The 24,461-nt window shown below is 35.1% G+C and carries 29 protein-coding genes; 8 read left to right on the top strand and 21 right to left on the bottom strand.

Features of this window, described 5'->3' with window-relative positions:
* Positions 1–70: 70 nt before the first annotated feature.
* From MHH69_RS03170 to MHH69_RS03145, 6 genes are all read right to left on the bottom strand, one after another.
* Entirely contained in the window at positions 71–1,006 is a 936-nt protein-coding gene (locus tag MHH69_RS03170; RefSeq protein WP_122970701.1) for a sensor histidine kinase, read from the bottom strand.
* Positions 1,007–1,008: 2 nt separating this feature from the next.
* A complete protein-coding gene (locus MHH69_RS03165) occupies positions 1,009–1,704 on the bottom strand; it encodes a response regulator transcription factor (protein ID WP_122970702.1) in 696 nt (231 codons plus the stop codon).
* A 14-nt stretch (positions 1,705–1,718) separates the two neighbouring features.
* Complete coding sequence (locus tag MHH69_RS03160; RefSeq protein WP_341361736.1) at positions 1,719–2,381, bottom strand: HAD family hydrolase; 663 nt, start codon at positions 2,379–2,381, stop codon at positions 1,719–1,721.
* Between the two features lie 17 nt (positions 2,382–2,398).
* Entirely contained in the window at positions 2,399–2,974 is a 576-nt protein-coding gene (locus MHH69_RS03155) for a nucleotidyltransferase family protein (RefSeq protein ID WP_341361735.1), read from the bottom strand.
* Positions 2,975–3,067: 93 nt separating this feature from the next.
* Positions 3,068–3,625 carry a cysteine hydrolase family protein gene (locus MHH69_RS03150; protein ID WP_341361734.1) on the bottom strand — a complete coding sequence of 186 codons (558 nt, stop codon included), beginning with the start codon at positions 3,623–3,625 and terminating at the stop codon, positions 3,068–3,070.
* Between the two features lie 108 nt (positions 3,626–3,733).
* Positions 3,734–4,480 carry a class I SAM-dependent methyltransferase gene (locus MHH69_RS03145; RefSeq protein WP_122970705.1) on the bottom strand — a complete coding sequence of 249 codons (747 nt, stop codon included), beginning with the start codon at positions 4,478–4,480 and terminating at the stop codon, positions 3,734–3,736.
* 185 nt (positions 4,481–4,665) lie between these two features.
* Between MHH69_RS03145 and MHH69_RS03140 the strand changes: the two genes are divergently transcribed.
* Genes MHH69_RS03140 through MHH69_RS03130 form a run of 3 tightly spaced genes read left to right on the top strand, consistent with a single transcriptional unit; the run spans position 4,666 to position 6,412 of the window.
* Positions 4,666–4,872, top strand: coding sequence for a spore coat protein (locus MHH69_RS03140; protein WP_122970706.1), 207 nt, complete (start codon positions 4,666–4,668; stop codon positions 4,870–4,872).
* 15 nt (positions 4,873–4,887) lie between these two features.
* Positions 4,888–5,256, top strand: a complete 369-nt coding sequence (locus MHH69_RS03135) for a spore coat protein (RefSeq protein WP_122970707.1) — start codon at positions 4,888–4,890, stop codon at positions 5,254–5,256.
* A gap of 19 nt (positions 5,257–5,275) precedes the next feature.
* Positions 5,276–6,412: a zinc-dependent alcohol dehydrogenase gene (locus tag MHH69_RS03130; protein WP_122970708.1), complete on the top strand. Its 1,137-nt coding sequence runs from the start codon at positions 5,276–5,278 to the stop codon at positions 6,410–6,412.
* 98 nt (positions 6,413–6,510) lie between these two features.
* On the opposite strand, the gene MHH69_RS03125 is transcribed toward MHH69_RS03130, so the two are convergent.
* Both MHH69_RS03125 and MHH69_RS03120 read right to left on the bottom strand, forming a co-directional pair.
* On the bottom strand, positions 6,511–7,686 hold the full coding sequence (locus tag MHH69_RS03125; protein ID WP_122970709.1) for an endonuclease: 1,176 nt from the start codon (positions 7,684–7,686) through the stop codon (positions 6,511–6,513).
* 174 nt (positions 7,687–7,860) lie between these two features.
* On the bottom strand, positions 7,861–8,691 hold the full coding sequence (locus tag MHH69_RS03120) for a glycerophosphodiester phosphodiesterase (RefSeq protein ID WP_122970710.1): 831 nt from the start codon (positions 8,689–8,691) through the stop codon (positions 7,861–7,863).
* 392 nt (positions 8,692–9,083) lie between these two features.
* Between MHH69_RS03120 and MHH69_RS03115 the strand changes: the two genes are divergently transcribed.
* The 4 genes from MHH69_RS03115 to MHH69_RS03100 all read left to right on the top strand — a co-directional run bounded on the left by MHH69_RS03115 (position 9,084) and on the right by MHH69_RS03100 (position 14,934).
* Complete coding sequence (locus MHH69_RS03115; protein WP_158599659.1) at positions 9,084–10,262, top strand: beta-ketoacyl synthase N-terminal-like domain-containing protein; 1,179 nt, start codon at positions 9,084–9,086, stop codon at positions 10,260–10,262.
* 12 nt (positions 10,263–10,274) lie between these two features.
* The gene (locus MHH69_RS03110) at positions 10,275–12,668 is read left to right on the top strand and encodes a GGDEF and EAL domain-containing protein (protein ID WP_122970712.1); all 2,394 of its coding nucleotides are present in this window, start codon (positions 10,275–10,277) and stop codon (positions 12,666–12,668) included.
* Between the two features lie 159 nt (positions 12,669–12,827).
* Positions 12,828–14,618: a S9 family peptidase gene (locus MHH69_RS03105; protein ID WP_191706181.1), complete on the top strand. Its 1,791-nt coding sequence runs from the start codon at positions 12,828–12,830 to the stop codon at positions 14,616–14,618.
* 136 nt (positions 14,619–14,754) lie between these two features.
* Complete coding sequence (locus MHH69_RS03100) at positions 14,755–14,934, top strand: small acid-soluble spore protein H (protein ID WP_122970713.1); 180 nt, start codon at positions 14,755–14,757, stop codon at positions 14,932–14,934.
* Between the two features lie 53 nt (positions 14,935–14,987).
* Here the strand turns inward: MHH69_RS03100 and MHH69_RS03095 are convergent, their stop codons facing one another.
* From MHH69_RS03095 to MHH69_RS03070, 6 genes are read right to left on the bottom strand one after another with little or no spacing between them, the layout of a single operon-like run.
* Positions 14,988–15,980 (bottom strand): S66 family peptidase, encoded by a 993-nt coding sequence (locus MHH69_RS03095; RefSeq protein WP_122970714.1) that lies wholly within the window; start codon positions 15,978–15,980, stop codon positions 14,988–14,990.
* Between the two features lie 20 nt (positions 15,981–16,000).
* Complete coding sequence (locus MHH69_RS03090) at positions 16,001–16,567, bottom strand: DNA-3-methyladenine glycosylase I (RefSeq protein ID WP_122970715.1); 567 nt, start codon at positions 16,565–16,567, stop codon at positions 16,001–16,003.
* 13 nt (positions 16,568–16,580) lie between these two features.
* Positions 16,581–16,796 (bottom strand): hypothetical protein, encoded by a 216-nt coding sequence (locus MHH69_RS03085; RefSeq protein ID WP_122970716.1) that lies wholly within the window; start codon positions 16,794–16,796, stop codon positions 16,581–16,583.
* A gap of 29 nt (positions 16,797–16,825) precedes the next feature.
* Positions 16,826–17,242, bottom strand: coding sequence for a GNAT family N-acetyltransferase (locus MHH69_RS03080; protein WP_341361733.1), 417 nt, complete (start codon positions 17,240–17,242; stop codon positions 16,826–16,828).
* 40 nt (positions 17,243–17,282) lie between these two features.
* Entirely contained in the window at positions 17,283–17,441 is a 159-nt protein-coding gene (locus tag MHH69_RS03075; protein ID WP_174232634.1) for a hypothetical protein, read from the bottom strand.
* A 33-nt stretch (positions 17,442–17,474) separates the two neighbouring features.
* Entirely contained in the window at positions 17,475–17,831 is a 357-nt protein-coding gene (locus MHH69_RS03070) for a cupin (protein WP_122970718.1), read from the bottom strand.
* A gap of 176 nt (positions 17,832–18,007) precedes the next feature.
* On the opposite strand from MHH69_RS03070, the gene MHH69_RS03065 reads away from it, so the two are divergent.
* Entirely contained in the window at positions 18,008–18,691 is a 684-nt protein-coding gene (locus MHH69_RS03065) for a hypothetical protein (RefSeq protein ID WP_122970719.1), read from the top strand.
* A gap of 62 nt (positions 18,692–18,753) precedes the next feature.
* Here MHH69_RS03065 and MHH69_RS03060 read toward each other — a convergent pair whose 3' ends face one another.
* The 7 genes from MHH69_RS03060 to MHH69_RS03030 all read right to left on the bottom strand — a co-directional run bounded on the left by MHH69_RS03060 (position 18,754) and on the right by MHH69_RS03030 (position 24,427).
* Complete coding sequence (locus tag MHH69_RS03060; protein ID WP_158599661.1) at positions 18,754–19,248, bottom strand: CarD family transcriptional regulator; 495 nt, start codon at positions 19,246–19,248, stop codon at positions 18,754–18,756.
* Positions 19,249–19,469: 221 nt separating this feature from the next.
* On the bottom strand, positions 19,470–20,459 hold the full coding sequence (locus MHH69_RS03055; protein ID WP_122970721.1) for an acyltransferase family protein: 990 nt from the start codon (positions 20,457–20,459) through the stop codon (positions 19,470–19,472).
* Between the two features lie 323 nt (positions 20,460–20,782).
* A complete protein-coding gene (locus tag MHH69_RS03050) occupies positions 20,783–21,265 on the bottom strand; it encodes a tetratricopeptide repeat protein (protein WP_341361732.1) in 483 nt (160 codons plus the stop codon).
* Between the two features lie 42 nt (positions 21,266–21,307).
* Entirely contained in the window at positions 21,308–21,829 is a 522-nt protein-coding gene (locus MHH69_RS03045; RefSeq protein WP_191707874.1) for a GNAT family N-acetyltransferase, read from the bottom strand.
* 122 nt (positions 21,830–21,951) lie between these two features.
* Positions 21,952–22,128 carry a hypothetical protein gene (locus tag MHH69_RS03040; protein ID WP_174232635.1) on the bottom strand — a complete coding sequence of 59 codons (177 nt, stop codon included), beginning with the start codon at positions 22,126–22,128 and terminating at the stop codon, positions 21,952–21,954.
* Between the two features lie 53 nt (positions 22,129–22,181).
* Complete coding sequence (locus tag MHH69_RS03035) at positions 22,182–22,856, bottom strand: DUF5700 domain-containing putative Zn-dependent protease (protein WP_148037791.1); 675 nt, start codon at positions 22,854–22,856, stop codon at positions 22,182–22,184.
* Between the two features lie 146 nt (positions 22,857–23,002).
* The gene (locus MHH69_RS03030; RefSeq protein ID WP_122970725.1) at positions 23,003–24,427 is read right to left on the bottom strand and encodes an amidohydrolase; all 1,425 of its coding nucleotides are present in this window, start codon (positions 24,425–24,427) and stop codon (positions 23,003–23,005) included.
* Positions 24,428–24,461: the final 34 nt, after the last annotated feature.

Below are 24,461 nucleotides of genomic sequence, written 5' to 3'. Positions count from 1 at the left end.
TCTTAAGTTTTCTATGTATAAAAAAGAAAAGATTATAAAAGTTGATTTGACGACTTTTAAAGTCCCACTACTAGTAGGTTATCCGGTTAAAGACACACGTAAATACCGTTTTTTCGTAAGGTTTACTTTTTAAGAAGATAGAGCCTTTCATCCCTTCCACTAACCGTTTTGTAATACTTAAACCGAGTCCACTTCCTTGAAATTCGGGATTCCGCGCATCATTCAACGTATACAGCCGTTCAAATACAAGCTCTTGCTCCTTTTCTGCAATGCCCTTTCCTTGATCCCAAACATCTATAGCAATATTATCCGCTTCTTCTCGTACCGTTAAGCCAATGATACCTCCCTCACTACCATAACGAAGGGCGTTAGAAATTAAATTACTCAATACACGATTTAACGCTTCTTCATTTCCAAGAATAAAATAATCTTGTTCAGGAATGTCCAGTTCCACTTGCAATTTTTTTGACTGAAGTAAATGGTAAAATTCCAGCACATTTTTCCTGCAAATCTCGCTTACAGACACCTTTGTTAACGGAATAGAATAATCCCCAGATTCCAATTTCACTAAATCAAAAAATCGATGAATTAATTCGATTACTTGCTCTGTTTTTTTATAAAGTTGGTGCGTAACTATTGTACGTTCTTCTTTTTGCATCATTTTATCCATCATTAATTTCTCTACATATCCTAAAATGACCGTCAATGGTGTTTTCAAATCGTGGGACATGTTTGAGATCATTTTTCTTAAACTTTCTTTTGTTTTCGAATAATCCGCAATTATTTTTTGATTGAAATCGAGTAGGCGATTTATTTGAATGAGAGCAGTTTGAACCGTTTCCTCATTTGTTATGAACAACACCTTTTCAGCAGACTGTTCATGAAGGATAGAATCTAGTTGTTGACTTAATTCTCTTAAGTTTTTCTTGATTTTGAACTTGGAATAGGATTGCCAACCAATCAGGAGTAATAATAGGACGATGATTACAATCAATAGTAAAATCATGTTCACTCTCCTAATTTGTAACCAATTCCCCAAACGGTTTGAATATATTGGGGGTTGGATGGATCTTCTTCGATTTTTTCTCTTAGTCTTCGAATATGTACGTTAATTACATTTTCATTTCCAAAATAATCATCTTCCCAAATCATTTCGTAAATTTGTTCCTTTGTAAATACACGACTTTTATTCGTCATCATTAGCTTTAACATATGAAATTCCTTTGATGTAAGCTTCACTATCTTATCTTTAACTTGGGCTGTAAATGAATTTAAATCTAATGTCAGTTCTTTGTAGTGTAATGTATTCGCTATCGATTGTTTCTCTACAGTGGAATATTGCGTTGCCCTTCGTATTGCCGCATTTACTCGAGCAGTTAGTTCAATCATAGAAAACGGCTTGCTAATATAGTCGTCGGCTCCAAATCCTAACCCTAATGCTTTATCAATATCGCTACCTTTTGCTGAGATAATTAGTACCGGAACTAAACTAGTTTCCCTAAACTTTTTCAATAACTCCATGCCACTTAATTTCGGAATCATTAAGTCTAGTAAAATTAAATCAAACTTATCTTGTTGAAAATGACTAAGAGCTTCTTCACCATCAAAAGCAGTAATAATCGTAAAGTTTTCGCTCTCTAAGTGACTTTTAATAAGATGACTTATTTCTTTATCATCTTCAACAAGTAAAATAACTTTTTGCATTTTTCCACATCCAATTAGTTTTCATTGTTTAATAAGACCTCTTGTAGTTGATCAACGGAAGGAACGATTAAAGTTGGTTCACACTCTTTTAATTCTTGTAGCGAACCATATCCATAAGTAACGGCAATGAAATCAATTCCCACTTTGTTCGCTCCAATACCATCATATTTCCGATCTCCAATCATTACAAAGTCACATAATGAATGTCCATGATACTGATTCAATATATATTGAATCATTTCAGCTTTTGAAGAACGGGTTCCATCAAAATGACTACCAACGACAAGTTCAAAAAATGGATCCAGTTGAAAGTACTGTAAAATTTGATTAGCGAATTCAGTAACCTTAGAGGTAGCAACTACTAACTTATATTCCTGTTTTTTCAGTTTCATTAAGAGAGAGGGAATACCGGAATATAATTCATTTTCAAACATTCCCTTTTCTTTAAAACGCTCCCGATAAAATTCAACAGCTTTCTTCGTTTGGCTGTCATCAAAGTTATAAAACTCAGCAAAGGAATGATGTAACGGTGGCCCTATAAACTGTTCTAGATAATCTAAATTAACCTCATCAATGTTCATTTTCTTTAATGCATATTGAACAGAGTTTGTAATACCTTCTTTAGGGTCTGTCAATGTTCCATCTAGGTCAAATAAAATGATTTTATATTTGTTCATAATCGTCTCCTTTATTTCTAATCATCCAACTCATCAATGGAATAAACTTTTAATTGTGGCCAAATGACGTTCCAATTTTTATTGATCCTTCGCACTTCATATAACCTTTTCCCTTCCTTTGTTTCGACTATAAAAGGCGTTGGCTTTACTATTAAATTCACAACATCATGAAAGCCATAGGGTGCCGTTAATTGAAGTTGGTCATTATCATCTATTTTGACACCGATAGCTGTAGCAGTTTCTGGAAATTTAGAAATGGCATCGGTTGAGGATAGATAAGGTTTTACTCCGTTTCTAATATGCATCCGCGCTTCGTTTTTTACTGACCAAGGGATGTCAGGAAAAAGTATTCTTAACTGCTCCTCCAAATCCTTTTCTACTGATTCTCTTAAATTAGTTGGGTCAAAATAAATCACATCAATATCAGGAAGAGGAGTTCTATTTTTATATAAATGGAGCGAATCCCAAATTTTCGAACGAATAAAACCCGCACAAATCCACCAATCTGGTAAATTTAACGTATTTACTACATGTAATATATCCATCATCCATTGATCACTTCGTATTAGTGAAAGTATAGTTTGTTCATTCATTCGTTTAATTTTACTCCTTATAGGTTGTTATTTCCGTTTCTATCAAAAAAGTTTTAAAGCGCCTCCATCTCGGAAACGCTTCAAACTTAAAGATTATCGATAGTTGTTGTGGGTCGGGGTAAATAAATCTTCTTCTGCATTACGAACCATTGAAAAATGATCCACATTATAATGACCATGAAGAATTCGATTATGATGAAGAATAATTTGTTCTGCCGTTAACATCTTTGAATCATAAGTAGAGTGACCATCTCCAACTAGCGTTACATCAAAACCGCTGACAGTTGCCGTTCTTACTGCGGTATCGATACACGCTTCCGTTTGACAGCCCATGATGACAAGATGTTTAATTTGTTGTTCCTCCAAATAAGCCTTTAAACCAGTCCCATAAAAGGCGTTCGTTGCTGCCTTGTTAAAAATAACTGAGTTATTTGGAACATGAATATCACCATGTACTTCAAAACCCGGGCCTTCCCCGTTGGACACGTCTATGTCTCTTACAAAAATAATCGGAATATTTTCGTCTAACGCCTTTTGAATAACATGATTAATATTAGCTATTAATCGCTCTTTCTTATATACACCTGTCTTTACTTGTTCTCCATCAATTAACGCTTGCTGGGCGTCAATTATTAATAGGGCTTGTTTCAATCTATGACCTCCTCAAGTCATTTTCATAAATAACACTTACTATATGAGTGTCTATTTTTTACTATTCCATTTTAACGAGCCCAAATCCTTGTTCTACTTGTTAAAATTTTACTTTCTATTTCCTTTTTTCGCTTTAATAACAAGAAAGGAAGGTTTCCGTTGTTCATTGATTAATTTCGGCATTTTCTCCAAACCAATTGGAATCGACGTTGGTTCTACTATTTCCTCTAAAACTAGCCCTTTTTTTATTATTGTATTGAGCAAAGTCGAAATCGTGCGATGGTATTTAATAACCCCATCTATATACCAATACTCTTTTCGCATCCCTTCCTCTTGATAATGATCCACAGCCCAATGCAGTTTATTTCCTTCCTCATCCCTTACCCAATTGTTCATGTTTTTTCTTGCCGTTACCATCGGATGTTCAGTAGAGAAAATGAATTCTCCACCATCCGTTAATAAATGGGTAACCTTTGAAATCAATCCTTCGTAATCTTCTATATAGTGAATAGCCAATGAGCTAATAATCAGGTCAAAGGTTTGATTATGTAATTCGAAATCTTCAAAAGGACTACAAAGATATTCTATTTTTTCATGATAATTTTCTTTCATTGCTCTATCGATCATATTTTTTGAAATATCTATTGCCAAAACTTTTGCTGCCCCATTCTCAATACAATAGCTGGCGAAATCGCCTGTTCCACAACCTAAATCTAAAACGGTTTTGTCCTTTAATGTTGGAATAAGCGACTTAATTGCTGGTTGTTCAACAAAATCATTGTACGTGATTCCGCTCTCCCTTAAAGAAATATATTGATTAAAAAACTTCGGGTGGTCATAAATATTTTGTTTCAAAGATTCCCCTCCCATATATTTCATTCAATTGTAAGCACCTACGAATTAAGTTCGCTAAAGACTACACAAGTTCCTTTCAACCTTCAGAGTTAATCAAATTTCTACTTACTGGCCGAATATTTTATTTGAATAAATCTTTACATTAAGGGATAGCCTTTTGAAAGAAAAATAAGGAGGTGCTCTTTATGTTTGAAAAAAAATTAGCACTTCACGAAACGTTAGAATTTCATGAAGTGATTAACTTTATGACGACAAGTTTATTGAAATCAAAACTAAGTCAAGGGATTGTCTTTGACCAAGATTTACGCGAATTATTGGATAAAAACGTTAAATTATCGACACCTGCTTTAGCTGCTATGTTAAAACTCTACTCAAATTCTGAGCTAGAATAATCGGAGGTAAATAACATGAAAGACTATTTAGATCCCATTAACTCTGTCGGCATGCCAGAACTAACGGATTCTGGTATTGCATTGGAGTTTTTATTATCTGTTAAAACGGGTGTACGAACCCTCTCCATCGCTTTAACTGAAACGGCTTCCCCAACGCTTCAAAAAATTTTCAAAACCCAACTGGAAGTAATGATTGAATTATATTTCGAGATTTCCGAATTGATGATGAAAAAAGATTGGCTAAAGCCATATGACTTAGATAAGCAAAAGGAACTCGATATTCGGTCGGCTGAAAATGCCATTAGTATTGCGAAACTTGATTTGTTCCCAGAAAATATGAACCGTAAAGGGCTGTTCCCAACTCCACCAAAGAAGGAAAAATGAATAAAAGGGAGTTTTTAAAATGAAAGCTGTAACCTACCAAGGCATTAAAAATGTTGAAGTAAAAGATGTAAAGGAACCAAAAATTAAAAAAGATGATGATATTATCGTGCGATTAACGACTACTGCTATCTGTGGTTCAGACTTACATTTACTTCACGGCATGATTCCTAACCTAGGAGAAGATTACGTGATTGGTCATGAACCGATGGGTATTGTTGAAGAAATCGGAAAAAATGTGACGAAAGTAAAAAAAGGTGATCGGGTCATCATCCCCTTTAATGTCGCTTGTGGACAATGTTGGTATTGCCATCACGATTTAGAGAGTCAATGTGACAATGCGAACCAAAATGGTGAAATGGGTGCCTATTTTGGTTACTCCGACACTGCCGGAGGATTTCCAGGTGGTCAAGCCGAATTCATGCGTGTCCCTTATGCAAACTTTACACCTTTTAAAATACCTGAAAACAGTGAAGTACCCGATGAAAGTTTAGTTTTGCTAGCAGATGCTGCTACTACCGCCTTTTGGAGTGTCGATAATGCCGGTGTAAAACAAGGCGATACAGTCGTGATTCTTGGATGCGGTCCAATCGGATTATTAGCACAAAAATTTGCCTGGCTAAAAGGTGCCGAACGCATTATTGCAGTCGATTATGTCGGCTATCGATTAAAACATGCAAAGCGGACAAATAAAGTGGAAATTGTTAATTTTGAAGATCATGAAAACTGTGGTGAATATTTAAAGGAAATAACAAAGGGCGGTGCTGACGTAGTCATCGATTGTGTCGGTATGAGTGGTAAAATGACTCCCCTCGAATTTCTTGCCAGCGGTTTAAAACTGCAAAGTGGTGCGTTGGGAGCATTGGTCACTGCCAGTCAAGCTGTACGAAAAGGTGGAACAATTCAAATTACCGGCGTTTATGGTGGTCGTTATAACGCCTTTCCTTTAGGTGACATTTTCCAACGGAACGTAAACATTCGTACAGGACAAGCACCCGTCATCCATTATATGCCCCATATATATAATCTCATTGCGGAAGGAAAAGTCGATCCAAAGGATATCATTACCCATGTCCTCCCCCTTGAAAAGGCAAAACATGGCTATGAAATTTTCGATACAAAACAAGACGATTGTATTAAAGTCGTATTAAAACCATAATCCTATTCAACAAAAAATCATCTTACCTTTAATCTAAGATAAAGATAAGATGATTTTTCATTTTAAAAGGGGGTTTTCTCATGTACCCTTTTCTTCTTTTATTGCCAAATAGCCTCTACCCACTCTGGATGATCAATAAATGGGTTACGGTTATGTTGATAGTCGTTAAAAATGATTTCGTTTCGTTCTCGTTCAAATTGATCGACTGGATCTTGTTGATGCCATTGAAGCAAGACGGATAATTTTCCGTGGTATGGAGCGGAACCGTTATTAACTAAATTATTTAATTCTAAATCTGGTTCTCCACTATCACCTTCATTTCGTACTGCCATATAAAAGAGCATTCGCGCTACGTCTCCCTTTACGCTATCCCGCGGTTCCCAAGAATCAGAATCATAATAATTACCAAGAGCTTCAGAGTGCTCTCTCCCCCCGTTATCAAAGTCTAAATTGTTTCTTGTACTGTTCACTGACGCATCGGTTGGGCGAAGATGATGTAAATCTGTACCGGGCCCCATTGTTGTTCCAAAGTCTCCATGGGATTTCGCCCAAACATGCTCCCGATTCCAATCATTCACCCCTGATCCATTCGTATATTTCCCTTGGGAACGTCCTGTATATAATAAGATTACATTATTCGGATTGTTCGGATCTTCATCCGTTTCTCGAAGGGCATCCCAAACTTCGGAATAGGATAGTTCCGTGTGATCATCAATAATATTATGCAATGCAGTTTTTAATGCTTCTCCCGTTTTTCCAATAGCTGCATCATAGTAACCGTTTGGTATTGGTATTGGATCTGGCTCGGGTTCTGGTTCAGAAGGAGGTATCCCCTCTCCCATTCTTTCGAAAGCTGTTCCATCTTTTAATCCAGCATGGGAAAAATAAGCTGTAAGTGTACCCGTTACTTTAATGCTTTCTCCCATTAAAAAAGGATTCGTTTTTAATCCATAGGAAGAGCGGAACGATGAAGGAACTTGAACATAAAGCATTTTAGAAATATTTGTTTCCGAAGGATTATCGGCTAAAGCAAGGGCATAATCATTCGGAAAACCACTTGTAATAACTGTACTTGTCGATATCGGTTGCCCAACGACGTACCCTTGGACTGTTTTGACTGTGCTAGTTTGACTGTTTACAGCTTGCGAAACAGAAAAAGGTGATGACCATGAACCATCCCCTGCTGCTGCAGTCAATGAAGATGGAATCGTCTGAAGGAAAATGAAAGCAATCAGAAAGATTGTTACTAAACTTTTAATGAAGCTTTTCCCCATGTTACTCCTCCTAAAATAGTTATTTGTTTAATTCCCCTAACGTACTCAATAGTATTATATCATTTTTTTTAAATTTTCAGACTTTTTATAAACTTATAGAAAACCAACTATAAAGGATACGAGAAAAAGGAGTAGCAATTAGAACTACCCCTCTTTCAAACTTTTTATAGTGTTTTATTTTCTTGGATCTACGTAATCTGGATAATCTGTAATGATTGCGTCAACTCCCATTTCAAATAGGAAGTCTGCTGCTTCTTGACTACGAACTGTCCATGATCCAATTTGCATACCAAGAGAGTGAACTTGGTTAACTAGTTCCTTTGTGACAATTCCGTAACTTGGGTTAAACCAATCTGCATAAGTTGAAAATTCCTGTAAAGCTTCCGGAGTTGTATGGGCACGGTTAGAAGTTAATACACCAATCGGAACTTTCGGAAGAAGTTTATCCATTTTCTTCATTGAATCAAAATTAAAAGATTGGATAATAATTTTTTCGTTTTGAGGTTTATCAAGATTGCGTTCCTTTAATTCCTCCGCCACTTGTTCTTCAATACCTGGATACAGTTCTGGAGATTTCATTTCGACTAAAATTCCAACCTTTCCATGATAACGATCAAGAATTTCATCAAATGTTGGGATTTTCTCTCCTTCAAACTGCTCCCCAAACCAACTACCTGCATCAAGACTTCTAAGTTGTTCAAAAGTTAAATCTCCAACTTTTCCTGTTCCATCCGTTGTACGATCCACTGTTGTATCATGGATTAATACTAATTCGCCATCTTTACTTCTTTGAACATCGATTTCAATATAATCTGCCTTCATCTCAACAGCTAAATCAAAAGCAGCAATCGTATTTTCTGGTGCATAACCTGTTGCACCACGGTGGGCGACATTATCCACTTGTTTTCTTTCTCCTACTGTTGGTTGTTCTGCAAACACCTGACTGAATGGACTAACTAACAATGAAAAAGCTAACCCTGCACCTACTAAAAACTTTTTGTTCACTCTCTCCATCTCCTATCTATCCTGATTTCAATTCCAGTTTAGTAAAGGGATATTGAGGAAGTTTATGGAAATAATTAAAGTAGATGAAGAATGTGTTAATAAAATTCTATCTTTATACTTATATATTTTTACAAATCTATTACTCTAATTTACCTAAAACGCCTTATTCTAGCCCTTTTATGTAACCTTTTTTTAATAGATTAGTTCTTCTTAAAATTGAAATGAAGAAGTTACTTTCGCAATTATTAATAGAAAATGTAAAACTTCATCTAACTTTCAATTATTTAAAATTGAATTTCAAATTTTTTCCGTTGATAGAGTATAAAATCTATCGACCATATCTATTTTTGTTGTTTATAATACAATAAAGTCAAACATTGTAGGTGAAGATATTGGACGATATCGTAATTACAGGTTATGGGATTAAAGGACCTGGTATTTCAGACAAAAATAGTTTTTTACATGTATTAGAAAATGGGATTTGTACCCAAAGCATTTACAACATTGATAATCAGCCCGATTCTAGCATTGTTGCTGGTTTGATAGATGATCACTTTCAAGAAATAAACGGAGAAGATTACAAACGATACCCTCGTTCTGTAAGGATGGCTATTGCGACTGCAGTAGATGCTTCTGCAATGGCAAAGTTAAATTATTTTCAGCCCCAACGAATTGCCGTCATTATGGGGACATCCGCTGGAGCAATATTGGAAATTGAGCAATATTCTATGAATTTTTTCGATTTAAGAAAAACTCCGATTCAAGGTGTTTCGTATGCAGATACGCACACGCTTTCCGGTTCTGTTGCCGAGGCAATTGGTTCTTGTGGGCCTGCCTACACATTAACGACTGGCTGTACCGCAAGTTTAGATGCAGTATCAATTGGGAAACTATTACTAGAGAACGGCAGTGTGGATGCATGTATTGTTGGAGGAACAGACGCTCCCTTAGGTCAATGGACAATTAACGGCTTTAAAAAATTAAGAATCCTCTCTAAAGAAACCTCTATCGAACAAGCTGGAGTTCCATTTTCAACGGAACATCGAGGCTTTGTTTTATCAGAAGGTGCAGGTGTAATCGTTTTAGAGAGAAAACAAACAGCAATCGACCGAAACCAACAAATATATGGAAAAATTGAACGCGTTGTTTCAAGGAACGAAGCACAAAAATTATTAAGATCTGATGTAACGGGCAAACATATGCTTAGCGTTTTCCAAGAAACCCTTGGAAATACAGTACCAACCTACATAAATAGTCAGGCGCTTGGTATCGAAACAAACGATCAAATTGAACGATTCATCCATAACGAAACATTCGGTTTAGAGGTACCGATTACTTCCATAAAGGGAATGATTGGACATTCCTTTGGTGCCATGGGCGCAATGCAAATTATTTCGTCCTTACTGTCAATGGAATACGGATTTATCCCTCCTACAATTAAAACGAAAGGGATTGGTTTCGAAGAACTTCCAATCGTTTACGAAACTAGATATCAAACTGTTGAGTCCGTCTGCATAACTAATCATGGTAGTAGTGGGAATAACGCTTGCCTATTGATGACACATATATAGGAGGATTGTTTCATGTTTTTTATATTTCTAATATTATTATCTTTTATTCCTATATGTGTTGGTATTACACTATTAGTTTTATTTAAAAAAAATAACTTATCAAAAATTATATTTTTATTTCTATTAATGATTTCCATTTGGCAATTAGATGTAGCTTTTTTGTATTCTTATAATCTATTTAGCTACGAAACGATTAAGTTTTTTTTCAATTTATTCCGGTTTGGATCTATCATGATAACCCCATTGATTTTCCATATAGGATATACAATTGTGAATGAGGAATTGTCCAATGATAAAAAAATAAAATGGCAATTCCTCGTAAATCGTACATCAGTCTTATTATTTTATGGAGTAGCTTTTTTTGTCTATATAATAGGATGGAGTGATAAGGGAGTACAAAACATTGAACTTAAACAGATAGATTCAAGTATATTCTACTACCCTGTTTATGGAGAGCTATCGTGGATTTTTTATTCCAACGTTTTCCTTTTCATAGCTAGCATGACTTTCTGTTCTCTGATTAGTTTAAATGTACAAAATAAGAGCATTCGCTCATTTTTAGTTTATTTTAATATCTTTTCGTCTATCGGTTATGCAATTGGCACCTTAAATATGCTCCCATCAGCAAGATTATATCCGAGTTCTATTGCATTACTAGTTTATGCCCTTTCAATTTTAATTCTTTCAAGCCGAATGCATCTTAATATAGTAAACAATATGAATAAAAAGCTATATGATCAATGGAAGTTTTTATATCAAGTCATTGATTTGAACCCGAATTATATTTATGCTCAAGATGAAAATGGACGTTACCTTCTTATGAATCAATCGTATGCCCAATTAATGGGCAAGGATATTCGCGATATGATTGGAAAAACCGATGATGATATAAATAAAGATTCAATAAAAGAGACACCATTTGCCCATCAAGAAATTGATAGTCATAAGTTGGGGAAGTTTTCCATAATTGAAGAATCCATTACGGCTGCAACTGGCGAAGAGAGATGGGTACAAACGGTAAAAGTACCGATTCATATAAATGAAAGTTCCGCATTACTTGCAGTATCAACAGATATTACGGAACGAAAGCAATATGAAGATGAAATTAAATTTCAAGCGAATCATGATGCACTAACAGGTTTGCCGAATCGTAGAATGTTTAATGAAGATTTAACGAACCTTTTGGAAAAAGCAAAAATAAATGGAAGTGAAATTGCCATCGTGTTTCTTGATTTGGATCGTTTCAAATATATTAACGATACACTTGGCCATAATTTCGGAGATTGCTTATTAATAGAAGTATCAAGACGTATCGAAAGGTTATTAAAGCAAAGTTATCAATCCGCACAAGTTTATCGACTAGGTGGAGATGAATTCACTATTTTGCTCCCCCGCTCCACATCAAAAGATTGTGAAGGATTAGCGAAAAGATTATTGAAGCTATTTGTTGAAGGGTTTTTAATAGACAATAATGAGTATTTTATTACTCCAAGTATTGGCATAAGTATTTATCCAAAGGATGGCGATGATGCGAATACATTAATCAAAAATGCAGATACCGCTATGTACTATGTAAAAGAAAGAGAAAAAAATAACTACCAATTATTCACATCTGAAATGCAGCATCACTTCTATCGGAAAATGATGATTGAAAAACATTTAAGAACTGCTTTAGAAAATGATGAGTTTGAACTTTACTATCAGCCAATCCTAGATTTGAAAACAAATAAACTAATAGGGATGGAATCTCTAATTAGATGGAATAACCACATATTAGGACAAGTTAGACCTGATGAGTTTATTTCAATAGCCGAAGAAACGGGAATGATTATCCCAATAGGCCAATGGATATTGAAAACCGCTGTTAAACAAAGCGTTAGTTGGCAAAAGGAAGGAACGGAACCTTTCCGAATAAGCATTAATGTATCTGTGAAACAATTACTTGATCCAATGTTTGTAGAACATGTGAAAACAATAATCGAAAACGCTAACATTGATCCTTCTAATATTATTTTAGAAATAACCGAAAGTATTGCAATGTATGCTGAATCGATGATTGAAAAGTTAAATCGATTAAAGGCGCTCGGTATAAGCCTTTCAATGGATGACTTTGGAACAGGTTATTCATCCCTTAGTTATTTGAATAAATATCCACTAGATTCATTAAAAATCGATAAATCCTTTGTAATGGGCATGCACCGGGACGACGAAAACAAAGCCATTGTCAAAACAATTATAGCTATTGCTAAACAGCTTGATTTGAAAGTGATAGCAGAAGGTGTTGAAGGATTTGAAGAATGGCACTTTTTAAAGGAAATTGATTGTGATTATGCCCAAGGCTATTACTTCAGTCGCCCACTCCCTGCCGATGATTTCAAGGAAAACTGGCTTAAAGAATTAAACTAATCCAACAGTCTAATTATATTTAATCTACACCTCTGTACAGTCTCGTACAGAGGTTTTTCATGAAGCGCCATCCCTCTTTCTAAACAACTAAAATTAATTTTCTGAAAAATCAATATATTGTGTTAATATAAAACTATCTTAATAGATTGGAGAGTTGTTATGGTGAAGTTTGATAAACCGGATGTGGAACAATTTTTTCAAACATTAACAGTTGCGGATTTTACCGTGAGTCCCGACGAAAAACAGCTAGTCATCAGTACGAACTTAAACGGTCATTTTAATCTTTGGGGAATGGATTTACCTAATCAGTTTCCTTACCCACTTACATTTAATAACCAAAGTGTCGATGGCCTTACTTATGCTAAAACAGGTGAATTTATCGTCGTAGGTTTTGACCATGATGGAGATGAAAATACACAAATTTATGCCCTTCCTCCCCAAGGAGGTAAACTTGTACCATTACGTATTCATAAAGGGGAACGCCACTTAGTCTCCCGTATATCGGATGATGGTAAACGGCTATATTACGCAACTACTTATGGAAATTCTACTTATCTTAATAACTATGTCTATGATTTGGAAAGTGGTGAGGAGAAACTATTAGTCGAAGGACAAGAAGCTCCTACCTATTTAATAGCTGTTAGTCCAGAAGAAAAATCCTTTGTTTCCTTTAAACAGTTTGGGAATACTCACTCTTTAGCCTACGTTCATCTAAATAATGAAAAATTTTTAATGACGCCTGAGACTAAAGATCAACATACAGTGAATGAAGTAGTTTACACTTCGGAATCGGATATTTATTTTTTAACAAACTATGATTCCGACTTAACTTACCTTGCGAAATTTGATTTAGAAGCGAAAACATTTGAGAAAATATTACAATTAGAAAAAGAAGATTTTACTAACTTAGTATTTTCTAAGAAAGATCAAATACTTTATATAATTGGCTCTTATGGTGTAGAAGATCGATTATATGCATATGATTTAAAAAGTAAAAAGCTAGAGACTATTAACTCTCCAACAAGTATTATTGAAAAATTAATTGTTATGCCAAGTGGTAATCTATATATCAAAGGTAGAACTTCTACAAGACCAAACAATATTTTTGTTTCTAAGGATCGAAGCACCACTTGGGAAGAGTTAACTCGTTACCGTATACCTGGTGTTCGTGATGAAGAATTAGTTGAACCTGCAGTTTTAACTTATCCTTCCTTCGATGGATTGGAAATTGAAGCATTATTCTTTAAAGCGAAAGAGGAAAACTCGAATGGGTACGTCATTTTATGGCCCCATGGTGGTCCCCAATCGTTAGAAAGAAAATGGTTCCGTGCAATGTTCCAAGTTTTGTTAAACCGAGGCTATTCCATCTTCGCACCAAACTTCCGTGGTTCTTCGAATTACGGCTTAAAGTTCGAAAAAATGGTAGAAGGCGACTGGGGCCATGGACCACGCCTTGATAATTTAGAAGGGATAGAATGGATGATTCAAAACGGCTATGCCGATAGAGAGAAAATTCTTTTATTAGGTGGTAGTTATGGCGGCTACATGGCACTTTTACTTCATGGACGTCATGCAGATTACTTCAAAGCGGTTGTTGATCTTTTCGGCCCAAGTAATCTTTTCTCCTTTATCGAATCTGTACCTGATTTTTGGAAACCATTTATGGATCAATGGGTAGGACATCCAGAAAAAGATAAAGAAAGACTGACGAAGGATTCCCCTATCTCCTATTTAGATGGCATGACAAAACCGATGTTAGTTATCCAAGGAGCAAATGATCCTCGTGTAGTACAAAAGGAATCTGACCAAATTGTAGCTGCATTAAAGGAAAAGGGACGTGAAGTGGAATACATCGTTTTAGAAGATGAAGGACACGGCTTTTCCAAAAAACAAAATGAAATAATGGTTTATCGCAAAATGCTCGAATTCTTTGAACGTTATGCGGATTAATCGCAAGAAGCGCCTCATTTTTATAATAATGAGGCGTTTCTTTAATTTAGCCTTAACATCGAATGATTTTTTGACAGGTTGTGAATAATAGTGAGGAGATTTTTATTACAAAATTCCAACTAGGAGGTTATTACTTATGAACGCTCAAAGGGCACAAGAAATTTCAGAATCACCAGTTATTGCAAATGTATTATATAACGGTATGAAAGTGTATATACAACACGTTAATGAAGATAACGAAACTGCTCGAATTTATCCGTTAGACGATCCTCAAAAGGAACAGGAAGTGCCTTTAAACCAATTAATCGAACAATAATATAAAAAGAGAGAATCAGTAAAATTAAGGATTCTCTCTTTTTACATAGCTTTTTATTCTAAAGTCCATTTTTCAATACAATATACTTTCTTTTCCGTTGCATTTAGTCTCACCTTTTTACCAATGGCGATTGGGTGCATCGGGTGGGTATGACAAATATCAAAGTCTGCTAACACTGGAATTTGATGACCATCCAATTGTTCTAATAAAAGATCATAAGGTTTCTTCCCTGTCCCTAAATCTTCATATTGTTCATGTTTGCCTAGAATAATGCCCCCTACTCGATCAAAAACTCCATGAAGTTTTAACATGGCAAAGTTTTTCTCCACAATGGATGCATTTTTCATACAATCTTCAATAAGCAAAATATCCCCATGTTTTATTTCCGGAAAATACGGCGTGCCAATAAATCCATACATTGCATTAACATTTCCACCAATTAATCTTCCTTCAACGTTGCCTGGAATAACGGTTTTCCATTCATTTGGATACAATGTTTTTTCCGTCGTTTTTTCTAACCAGTTGACCGGTTCATCGGACCAAAATGTTGGTAGTGGAATTTCATAAGGAGGATTATTTTCAGCCATAAAATATTGTTCAAAATAATGATATGTATCATTTACTAACGGTTCAAATTCCCCAAAGGATGGAATTAATGCCGGTCCATAATAAGTTGGGATACCTGTTTTTGAATATAAAGCTAATAATATAGCCGTTGCATCGGAATACCCTAGGATATATTTAGGGTGGCTCCTGAATGCTTCGTAATCGATATACGGAAGCATACTATTAGAATTGGTCCCCCCTATCGTCGACATGACCATTTTTATTTCTGGATTACGTAACAATTCATTTAACTCGTCTGCCCGTTCCTTAGGCGTTCCTGAACGGTAATAGTCGATTTGGCCCGTTAACTTCCCTTCCACTAGTTCAAAACCCTTTGATTGTAAAAAGGCTTTTGCCCGTTCAAATCGTTCCCGAGCTGTTACCGTTGCTGGAGATGAAGGGGTAAAAATGCCGATCTTGTCACCTTTTTTTAAAACCATTTATACCGACCCCTTATTTCTTATGAATTATTTGATAGATGACAGAAACATTGTAACGTGTGGTCATTTACCATCCCTACCGCTTGCATATAGGAATAACAAATTGTACTGCCAACAAATTTAAAGCCGTCCTTTTTCAATTTTTTACTCATGGCATCACTAATTTCCGTTGTAACAGGGACTTCCTTTACGGAGGCCCAATGATTAATGATTGGTTGGTGATTGACAAAGCTCCATATGTATTTTGCAAAGGATCCGTATTGTTCTTGAATTTTTAAGAAGGCTTTTGCATTCGTTACAACACTTTGTATTTTCAATTTGTTTCGTACAATACCGGGATTTTCTTTTAACTCCTGCAATTTTTCTTCTGTATAGCGGACAATTTTTTCTGCATCGAAATTGTCAAAGGCTACTCGGTAGTTTTCCCGTTTTTGTAAAATAGTCCACCAACTAAGACCGGCTTGAGCTCCTTCTAGACATAGCATTTCAAACAGTTTTTGATCATCATAAACAGGGACTCCCCATTCGTTATCGTGGTATTGTATATATAAAGGTTCTTTTGTAACCCAATGGCATCGATTTGTCATAATAACTCCTTCTTTATTTAACTTTTGGTTTAGGTACTCTTACTAATAAAATTATTGCGATTATTGTCATCACAATAACAAATATACCATTCCCAACATTTGCTTCTCCAAAAATCATGTATAACAACCGGTCAAATGTTGGTATCCCTAACCATTGGAAAATAATTGGTATAATAATTATTCCGACTAAAATCCCCGAAACAAAGTACCAAATATGCTTTTTCTCCACTAATATCTCCCCATTCCACAATGTGTTAATTATTCTAAATAATCTTCAATTAAATTGGAATTTAAATATCTTGCCATGCTTGGTTCCATTTTCTTAAAGCCTAGTTTCCTATAAAAACCTTCGTTCCTTTTTGTAGAAATAAGGTGAACACATGAAACCTGTTTTAATTGATTTAGTAAACTTTCTATTATGCGCTTCGCAATCCCATTTCTTTGAAATTTAGGATGTACGACCACATCATAAATAGCAGCGTTGAAGACATGGTCTGTTATAGCTCGGCTAAAACCTACTACTTCCCCCTTCACAGTAGCAAAAACATAAACATTACTTGCTTCAAATACTTGTTCAATAATTGCTTCTGTATGTTTCTCCCACCCAACAGCCTTATAAATTACCTCCAATTGATTAAGGGAAACTTTACTAAAATCATGATGAATCTCGATCAAATTCAATTTCACCTCACAAATTTAAAGAGAAGAGAACCACTTACTCGTTGTTAATCATTCGTTCTAGTAATGAAATAATTTGTTTGTTTTGTTCGACTTGAATATCGCTGTTTACTTTTATGATACGAATCCATCGAATAAGAAACGCAACAATAATAATAGGTAATACTGTAATGACCGCAGCAATAAATTCTCCCATTCCCATCACCTCAAACCTTTCTTATAAATTCGTTTATCGTTGTAAGGGCATAAAGGCAGAAGGATTTAATTCAACACTTTCAATGACTATGGCCGTTAACCCATGCACTGTTTTTGTTTCATGCCATTCATCCTGTTCCCAAAACACGGCATCACCAGCTTGAACTTTTATATATCCTTCTTTGTCATTGCGTACATATCCTTCACCATTTACGACTAATAGAAGTTGAGGAACGATAGCTTGATGGTAACCAATTACCCCATTTCCCTCTAAGTACATACAACCGATGTGGGTTTCCATATCCGTCTGAAGTACACGGGACATAATAAATTGGGATTGAAATTGGGTAATGCTTTTCCCGCAATGTTTACTAAAATCATAAAACTGCAAACGATTACCTCCCAAAAACTAGACTATACATCACATATTCCAAATCTTTACCCGATAATCCTCTTTATTGAAAAAAATTTATTGAACGAATTACCGAAATTTCAGTCTTTTGTCTAACGTAAACTTTTTTAATTTGTATTAGTATTCATAACAAATACCGCTTAGGAGACTATTTTATGAAAATAAATAAAACGATATTATACATTCATAACCTTGAACAAATGATAAATTTCTATGGGGAAAAGTTAGGTTTTCCTATATTAGAAAAATCACCAAAAGGGTTTCAAATAGCTGTAGGTAACAGTATTCTTGCCTTTGAATTGATTTCACCAACGATATACAAACAATATCATTTTGCCTTTAATATTCCGAGCAATCTTTTTGACCTTGCGAAGGGTTGGATTCAAAAATACACACCGTTATTAACCAATCAAGGGGAGGATGAAGTTTTCTTTCAAAACATTAATGCTCACTCCCTTTACTTTTATGATCCTGAAGAAAATGTGGTGGAATTCATTGCCCGTCACGATATCAATCCTAAAGTGGAAGTTGACACATTTTCTGTACACACAATCATTGATATTGGCGAAATGAACCTAACAACTGATGATTTAATGTATGTCGGTAAACAGTTAATAACAATCGGCATTCCCGTTCGAAACAATGAAAAACTCGATGAAACATCCCTTAATTTTATGGGAGAAGCAGATGATGGTGTCCATCTTTTACTAGGACCTAGTAAGAGGAACTGGTTTTTCTCCACCAAAGATGCAATTGTTAGCCCAATCGTTATAGAGATAAATGACAACATTAAATTAGGCATTGATATTAACGGTCATTTTAAATGGGAGAAAATATAGTAAATAAAGAAAGAAAGAGCATTTCCCCTTTGGCGAAATGCTCTTCTTACATATATGAACTATTAATTTTGTATCGTTTCTTCAACTCTCTTCATGACTTCTTCGACGGATAATTCTAGACTAATTGCTAATTCTTCGTAAAAAATCGGTGAAACTTGTTTCAAAATTTGCGTATCGTGATTTGTTAGTTTTTTATTATCTTGTTCTAACTCGTTTTTCTTTCTCAAAATGGTATTCATCATTTGGGCAATCTGTACATGATCCTTTGACTCTAGTATATTTTGATAATGTTGAGACCGATCGACCATACGCTCTTGCCAAACATCAGGAGGATTTTTAAATATTTCTAAAATACCCTCTGCTTCCTTTTTAGAAGTAATGGGTGCTAATTTTGAATCTTCCGTTTCAACTGGATGATATAATTTTATGGATGCATCATGATAAGAATGTAAGACGTAGTAATGCTTTTGTTGCCCAGAAAAGGATAATTCCTGAATATCTTGAATCACACAAACACCATGAGCACCATAAAAGACTTTATCACCGATTGTAAACATTACATTACCTCCCATTAAATACCTTTTGAATTAAAATAAACATCCTACTAGCAAAGGATCCTCGTATCATTTAGTTGATACATATCAATATATGCTTTCACTAAGCTGTACTTGCCTTTTTTACAAATAAAGAACAAAAATTCACCATTACAAAACCGCGCATAACCTACACTGTTGGGCTATTCGTGAAATAAAAAAGGAACTAGAGAATCATTTCTTCTCTAGTTCTGCGTAGTTCGTTCATTTTTCTTTTTCACCGTTATTAATGGGGCGATTACTTTCCAAATCCATTTATTAGATAAGACACAAACGATTATAAACGCTATACCAAATAATAGGATATAGTTCCCCGTTTCCTTAATCCATTCATAAGCCACTGTTGATTCAAAGGCTCTTATAATAAATAAATGTAATAAATATACACATAGTGTTTTTGCACCTACATTTGTGTACCAACGCTTATTTTCAGGTACTAAAGATAAGAAAATATAAGTCGCCACAAACATGAATACATATACGAGTAAGCGGCTTAACGCACCTATTTCTAGAATTGAAAATTCGATTTCCTCATAAGGAATTCGTCCAAATAGCCATTCTTGCCAACGAACATCTCCGTAAAGATGGATGACGATAACAAGCACTAGCCCTAAAATACTCGCAATGGATACATTCCATTTATTTTTCATCTTCACGAAATTTTCACGACTCATGTAATACCCCATTAAAAAGAACGGGAAGAAGAAAAATATTCTTGCCAATGACAGCCATTCATTTACTTCACTAATATAGCCGACAGATAATGATAAAACTACTGACATTACTACCATAATCCAATGACGGCCAAATATCGTTAACATCAATTTCCACATGACCATACTCAATAAAAACCATAAAGCATAACGCGGTTCAAAAAAATCATAGGTAACATCGTCACCAAAGATGTTTTTATAATAAAATGTATAGGCTATTTGAAAAATGATGTAGGGTAGCACTAACGTTTTCCCTATTTTTTTCAAATCATTTTTACTTTTGATCGTTCGAGAAAAGTGCCCTGATATTAATATAAATGCCGGCATATGGAATAAGTAAATGACCAAATATAAAGTATCGAGATACTCGTTCTCTTGTAGATAACCAGACATTAAATGTCCTAATACCACTAAATAAATAAGTAAGGCTTTTGCGTTATCAAAATATGCACTTCTGTTCATTTTTATCCCTTCTTTTCCTTTCAGATTACTATTCTAACATAGAATCATAGTCTTCCAGATTTCCAATTTCTTCACCGGGATGAAAAATAGCCCGTTTAAAAATTAATTGATTTCTTATATAAACGTTTAATTATTCTATATGAATGCGCTTTATTCATAAAAAATGAAATTTACCCCATTTTCAAAATTTCTGAAGGGTGTCTTTTATCTTACCGAGTGCTATTTTTTTACAATAATTCATTTCATTTTAATCCCACTTCCAAAATTCCCCTCCGCAAAAAAGGGGCAATTATCAAATAGGATAATTGCCCCTTCATTCGTTACTACCACGTTTCATTTAGTTTATTGGCATAAAACCGAATTGCTTTTTCATAGTTTAATAGATCTTCATCCGTCGTTGTGTTAACTAAACAAAGAAGCAATACTTCCATAGCTTGCTGATATTCTTCTAGATTATATAAAGTCATTGAGTAGAAGACTTTTATTGCGTGATTGTTTGGGAATAATTTTAATCCTTTTTGAAAGGTTTCTTTTGATTTTTCATATTCTCCAATTGTTCGATATGTACTGCCTAACCCTATAAGGGCACCTTCCAATTCTTTTTTTGGTAAGCCTAATTTAATTGCTTTTTCATAATAGGGAACGGCTCTTGTTTCCTCTCCTAATACATCGAAACTCCACGCACATTGATAGTTAAGAGAAGCATGGTTAGGAAAGTTTTGTACAAGATCAATCAATATGTTTTTCGATTCTTTAAGCTTTCCTTTTCCCCTTAAATCTAATGCTTTTTCTAATATTTGTTCCATTTTTCATCACCACCTTTTTCTCCACATTTCCCCAGTATTGTTTCATTCATTTAACAGAATTGCATCTAAACTTTCCCATCGATAAATTAACAATTCAAGTTCTTTCCCACCAATTTTGATCGTTTCTGATTTGAAAAGTTCAGCACCAAACGCTTCGTAAAAGTAGCGGGTTTTATTGTCTTCTAAAACTTCCACAAACACTGTGTCATAACCTAACTCTTGAAATTGCAAGAACAGTTGCTTCATTAACTTCTTCCCAATCCCTTGACCTTGGTATTCTTCTAAAAGATAGATAGACGTTAAATCCCCTGAATTTGGAATTAGGTTTTCTTTTCTTTTACTACAATCAGCAAACCCTACAATTTCTCCCGTTGGACTTTCAGCAACGAACACGTAATTTCCCGTTTGCGCAATATTTCGTTTCCACAATTCCGTTCTTTGCTCGTATGACAGTTTTGCTAAGAAACTATCCGGTATAATATTTTTATAAGTCGTTCTCCAAGAATCGACGTGTACTCTTGCAATTCCTTCTGCATCAGATATTGTTGCCCTTCGAATGTTCATTCTATCCTCCCCTTCATCTTCCTATATTTGTTAATGAATAGTATTCAATAAAAAAAGCATTTATCCTTCAACGGACGAACGCTTCATTTATTTCCTTATAAAGTTTTAATAATAGTGAATGTTTAATCATCTAAATCATTACTGAAAAAGGATTTTTGTTCTTCTTTCATTCCATGCTTTTTTTCTAAATACCGGCCAATAACGGAACTATCAATTCCTTTTCGAACAGCCGTTTCAATGATGATATAAAATATAATTAAACTAACGATGTATAAAATAATCGAGATAAAAATATTCACAAAGTTTCTTCCTTCCACAGACGTTTTAATTTCATTTTATATCGTTCAAGATTTTAATTTATAAAGTTTATTAAAACTTTCTCTATTTCATGAGAAAATTCTTCTTTTTTCCATAGCATAACCGCCTTATGCTCTCCAAACTTTTCGATTAAAAATTGAAGAATAGAGTAACCAATAAAATAAGCTAGACGAGTATAGCCGAAACGACTACCACCATTTATGGAAAACCATTCCATATATACCTCTTTTGATGATAAATGTTTTACATCCAATTGAAAAGCTTTAATAATTTCCTTTTTGTTGTTATTCGCAAATTGTAGCCACCCTTCCCTATCCTCTTCATATAGAAAATAAATTTCTTCATTTACATCTACAATTTGCTTAGAAAAGTAAGTTGCACAACCTTCTTGTAATAGCCATGTATAAGGATGTTCCCATTGCATATTAGCCCAATTTACCCCTGCTTGTTCTGAAAGAATATTGTGTAGAACGTGACCAAATTCGTGGGCAATGATTACCTTTAAATGGTGCTCTTTCGATGACAATTTTTCTAAACAGAAAGTGATGTCGGGGATGATTTGACGATGGGTAAAGGCATTCGATCCATGCAACCCTATAATTATATGGATATTTATATTAAATTCCACATCGTATTTCCTTTTGTATAAAGTGACAATTTGAGAGATTATTTGTTCAACTACCTCGTTGGACTTTCGAATATCATCCATATTAGCAGGATACTTTAGAAGCGACAGCTCGATTCTTTTTTCAAAGTTATTTTTAATATGAGATTGAAAGTATTCGGTAAAATGGAAAGAACAATCTCTTAAAAAACAAGAGATTGTTCTTGAAAGCGATCCGAAGAATTTATTCTTTACACTAATGTCGATTCGGCTACTTTTGATGCAAATGGCGGTTTCACTTCCTCTGGGATTCCTGGAACGTATTTTTTCCCTCCCGTTTCCACAAAGAATTCTTGTCTCGCTTGGTCAATCAGTTCTTGATTTGTAAGCAAATCATATAGCGAAAGGGCCATTGTTTTAGCTGCTAAATGCATTCCTTTATAACCTATAGAAGAACCGTAGACAGCAGTTGCCTGCCAAGAATGGGCTTGTACGCCAACCGGTGCACAGGTCGTCATAACCTGTCCAACTGGCGTAATCCAGCTAACATCCCCAACATCGGTTGAACCTCCGATTGAAACACCCTTTAAATTTTTATAGTAGTCAAAGCTAGTTGGTAAAATGTCTTCAATATAAGTACCAAATTGTTTCTTTGACGTTTCAACGATTTTTTCATCCACTGTATTGACCAACTCTTTAGCAAATTCCAATTCACTTTCAGTAAAGAGAGGAGCTCCCACTAGTTTCATATTTTGAAGCATTAATTCATTTAACACATCATTCGGAAGCGTTTCGTAAGCAAAGGCTAGTATTTCAGAACGGACTTCCGTTTCGGTCATCATAGCCGCCCCTTTAGCAATCTTCTCTATTCGTTCAAGCATTTCATCTACTTGTTCCTTTGTTGCTGCCCGCAAATAGTACCATACACTCGCTTGATCTGGAACAACATTTGGAGCCATCCCTCCATTTGTAATGACATAATGAATTCGTGAACCATCAAGCATATGCTCTCGCATATAGTTCGCTCCAACGTTCATTAATTCCACTGCATCTAACGCACTTCTACCAGCATGGGGTGCTCCGGCTGCATGGGCAGTAATGCCTTTAAAATGAAATTTCACTGAAACCATCGCCGTCATACTCATATTTACTACAAAGTTAGATGTACCCGGATGCCATGTTAATGCGCAATCTAAATCATCAAACACCCCTTCTCGTGCCATAAACGTTTTCCCTGATAGCACTTCTTCTGCTGGACATCCATAATAACGAATCGTCCCCACTAATCCTTTGGCTTCCATAACTTCTTTCACTGCCATTACGGCCTCTACTCCCGCTGTTCCTAGTAAATTATGTCCACAGCCATGTCCGGGTCCATTTGCTACCACTTCCGTATGAACAGTACTTACCGTTTGTGATAACCCTGGTAATGCATCATATTCTCCTAAAATACCAATGATAGGATTACCAGAGCCATATTCTGCTACAAAAGCAGTGGAGGCACCGCCAATTTCCCTTGTAATCTTAAAACCTGCCTGTTCTAAAGTTAGCATTTGCAACTCACTTGCGTATTTTTCTTCATAGGCAATTTGGGGATTGTCCCAAATGTTTTGAGCCATTTCTGTAAAAACACTTTGATTATTTTTAATCCATTCTAAAATATTTTCTTTTGTCATTTTCAACAGCTCCTCTTTCTTTTTTATTTAATGA

Origin of the sequence: Ureibacillus sp. FSL E2-3493 (genome assembly GCF_038077515.1) — a bacterium.
GTDB lineage: Bacteria > Bacillota > Bacilli > Bacillales_A > Planococcaceae > Ureibacillus > Ureibacillus halotolerans.
Note: the sequence above shows the minus strand (reverse complement) of the source record. Positions and strands in the feature narration are given on the sequence as shown.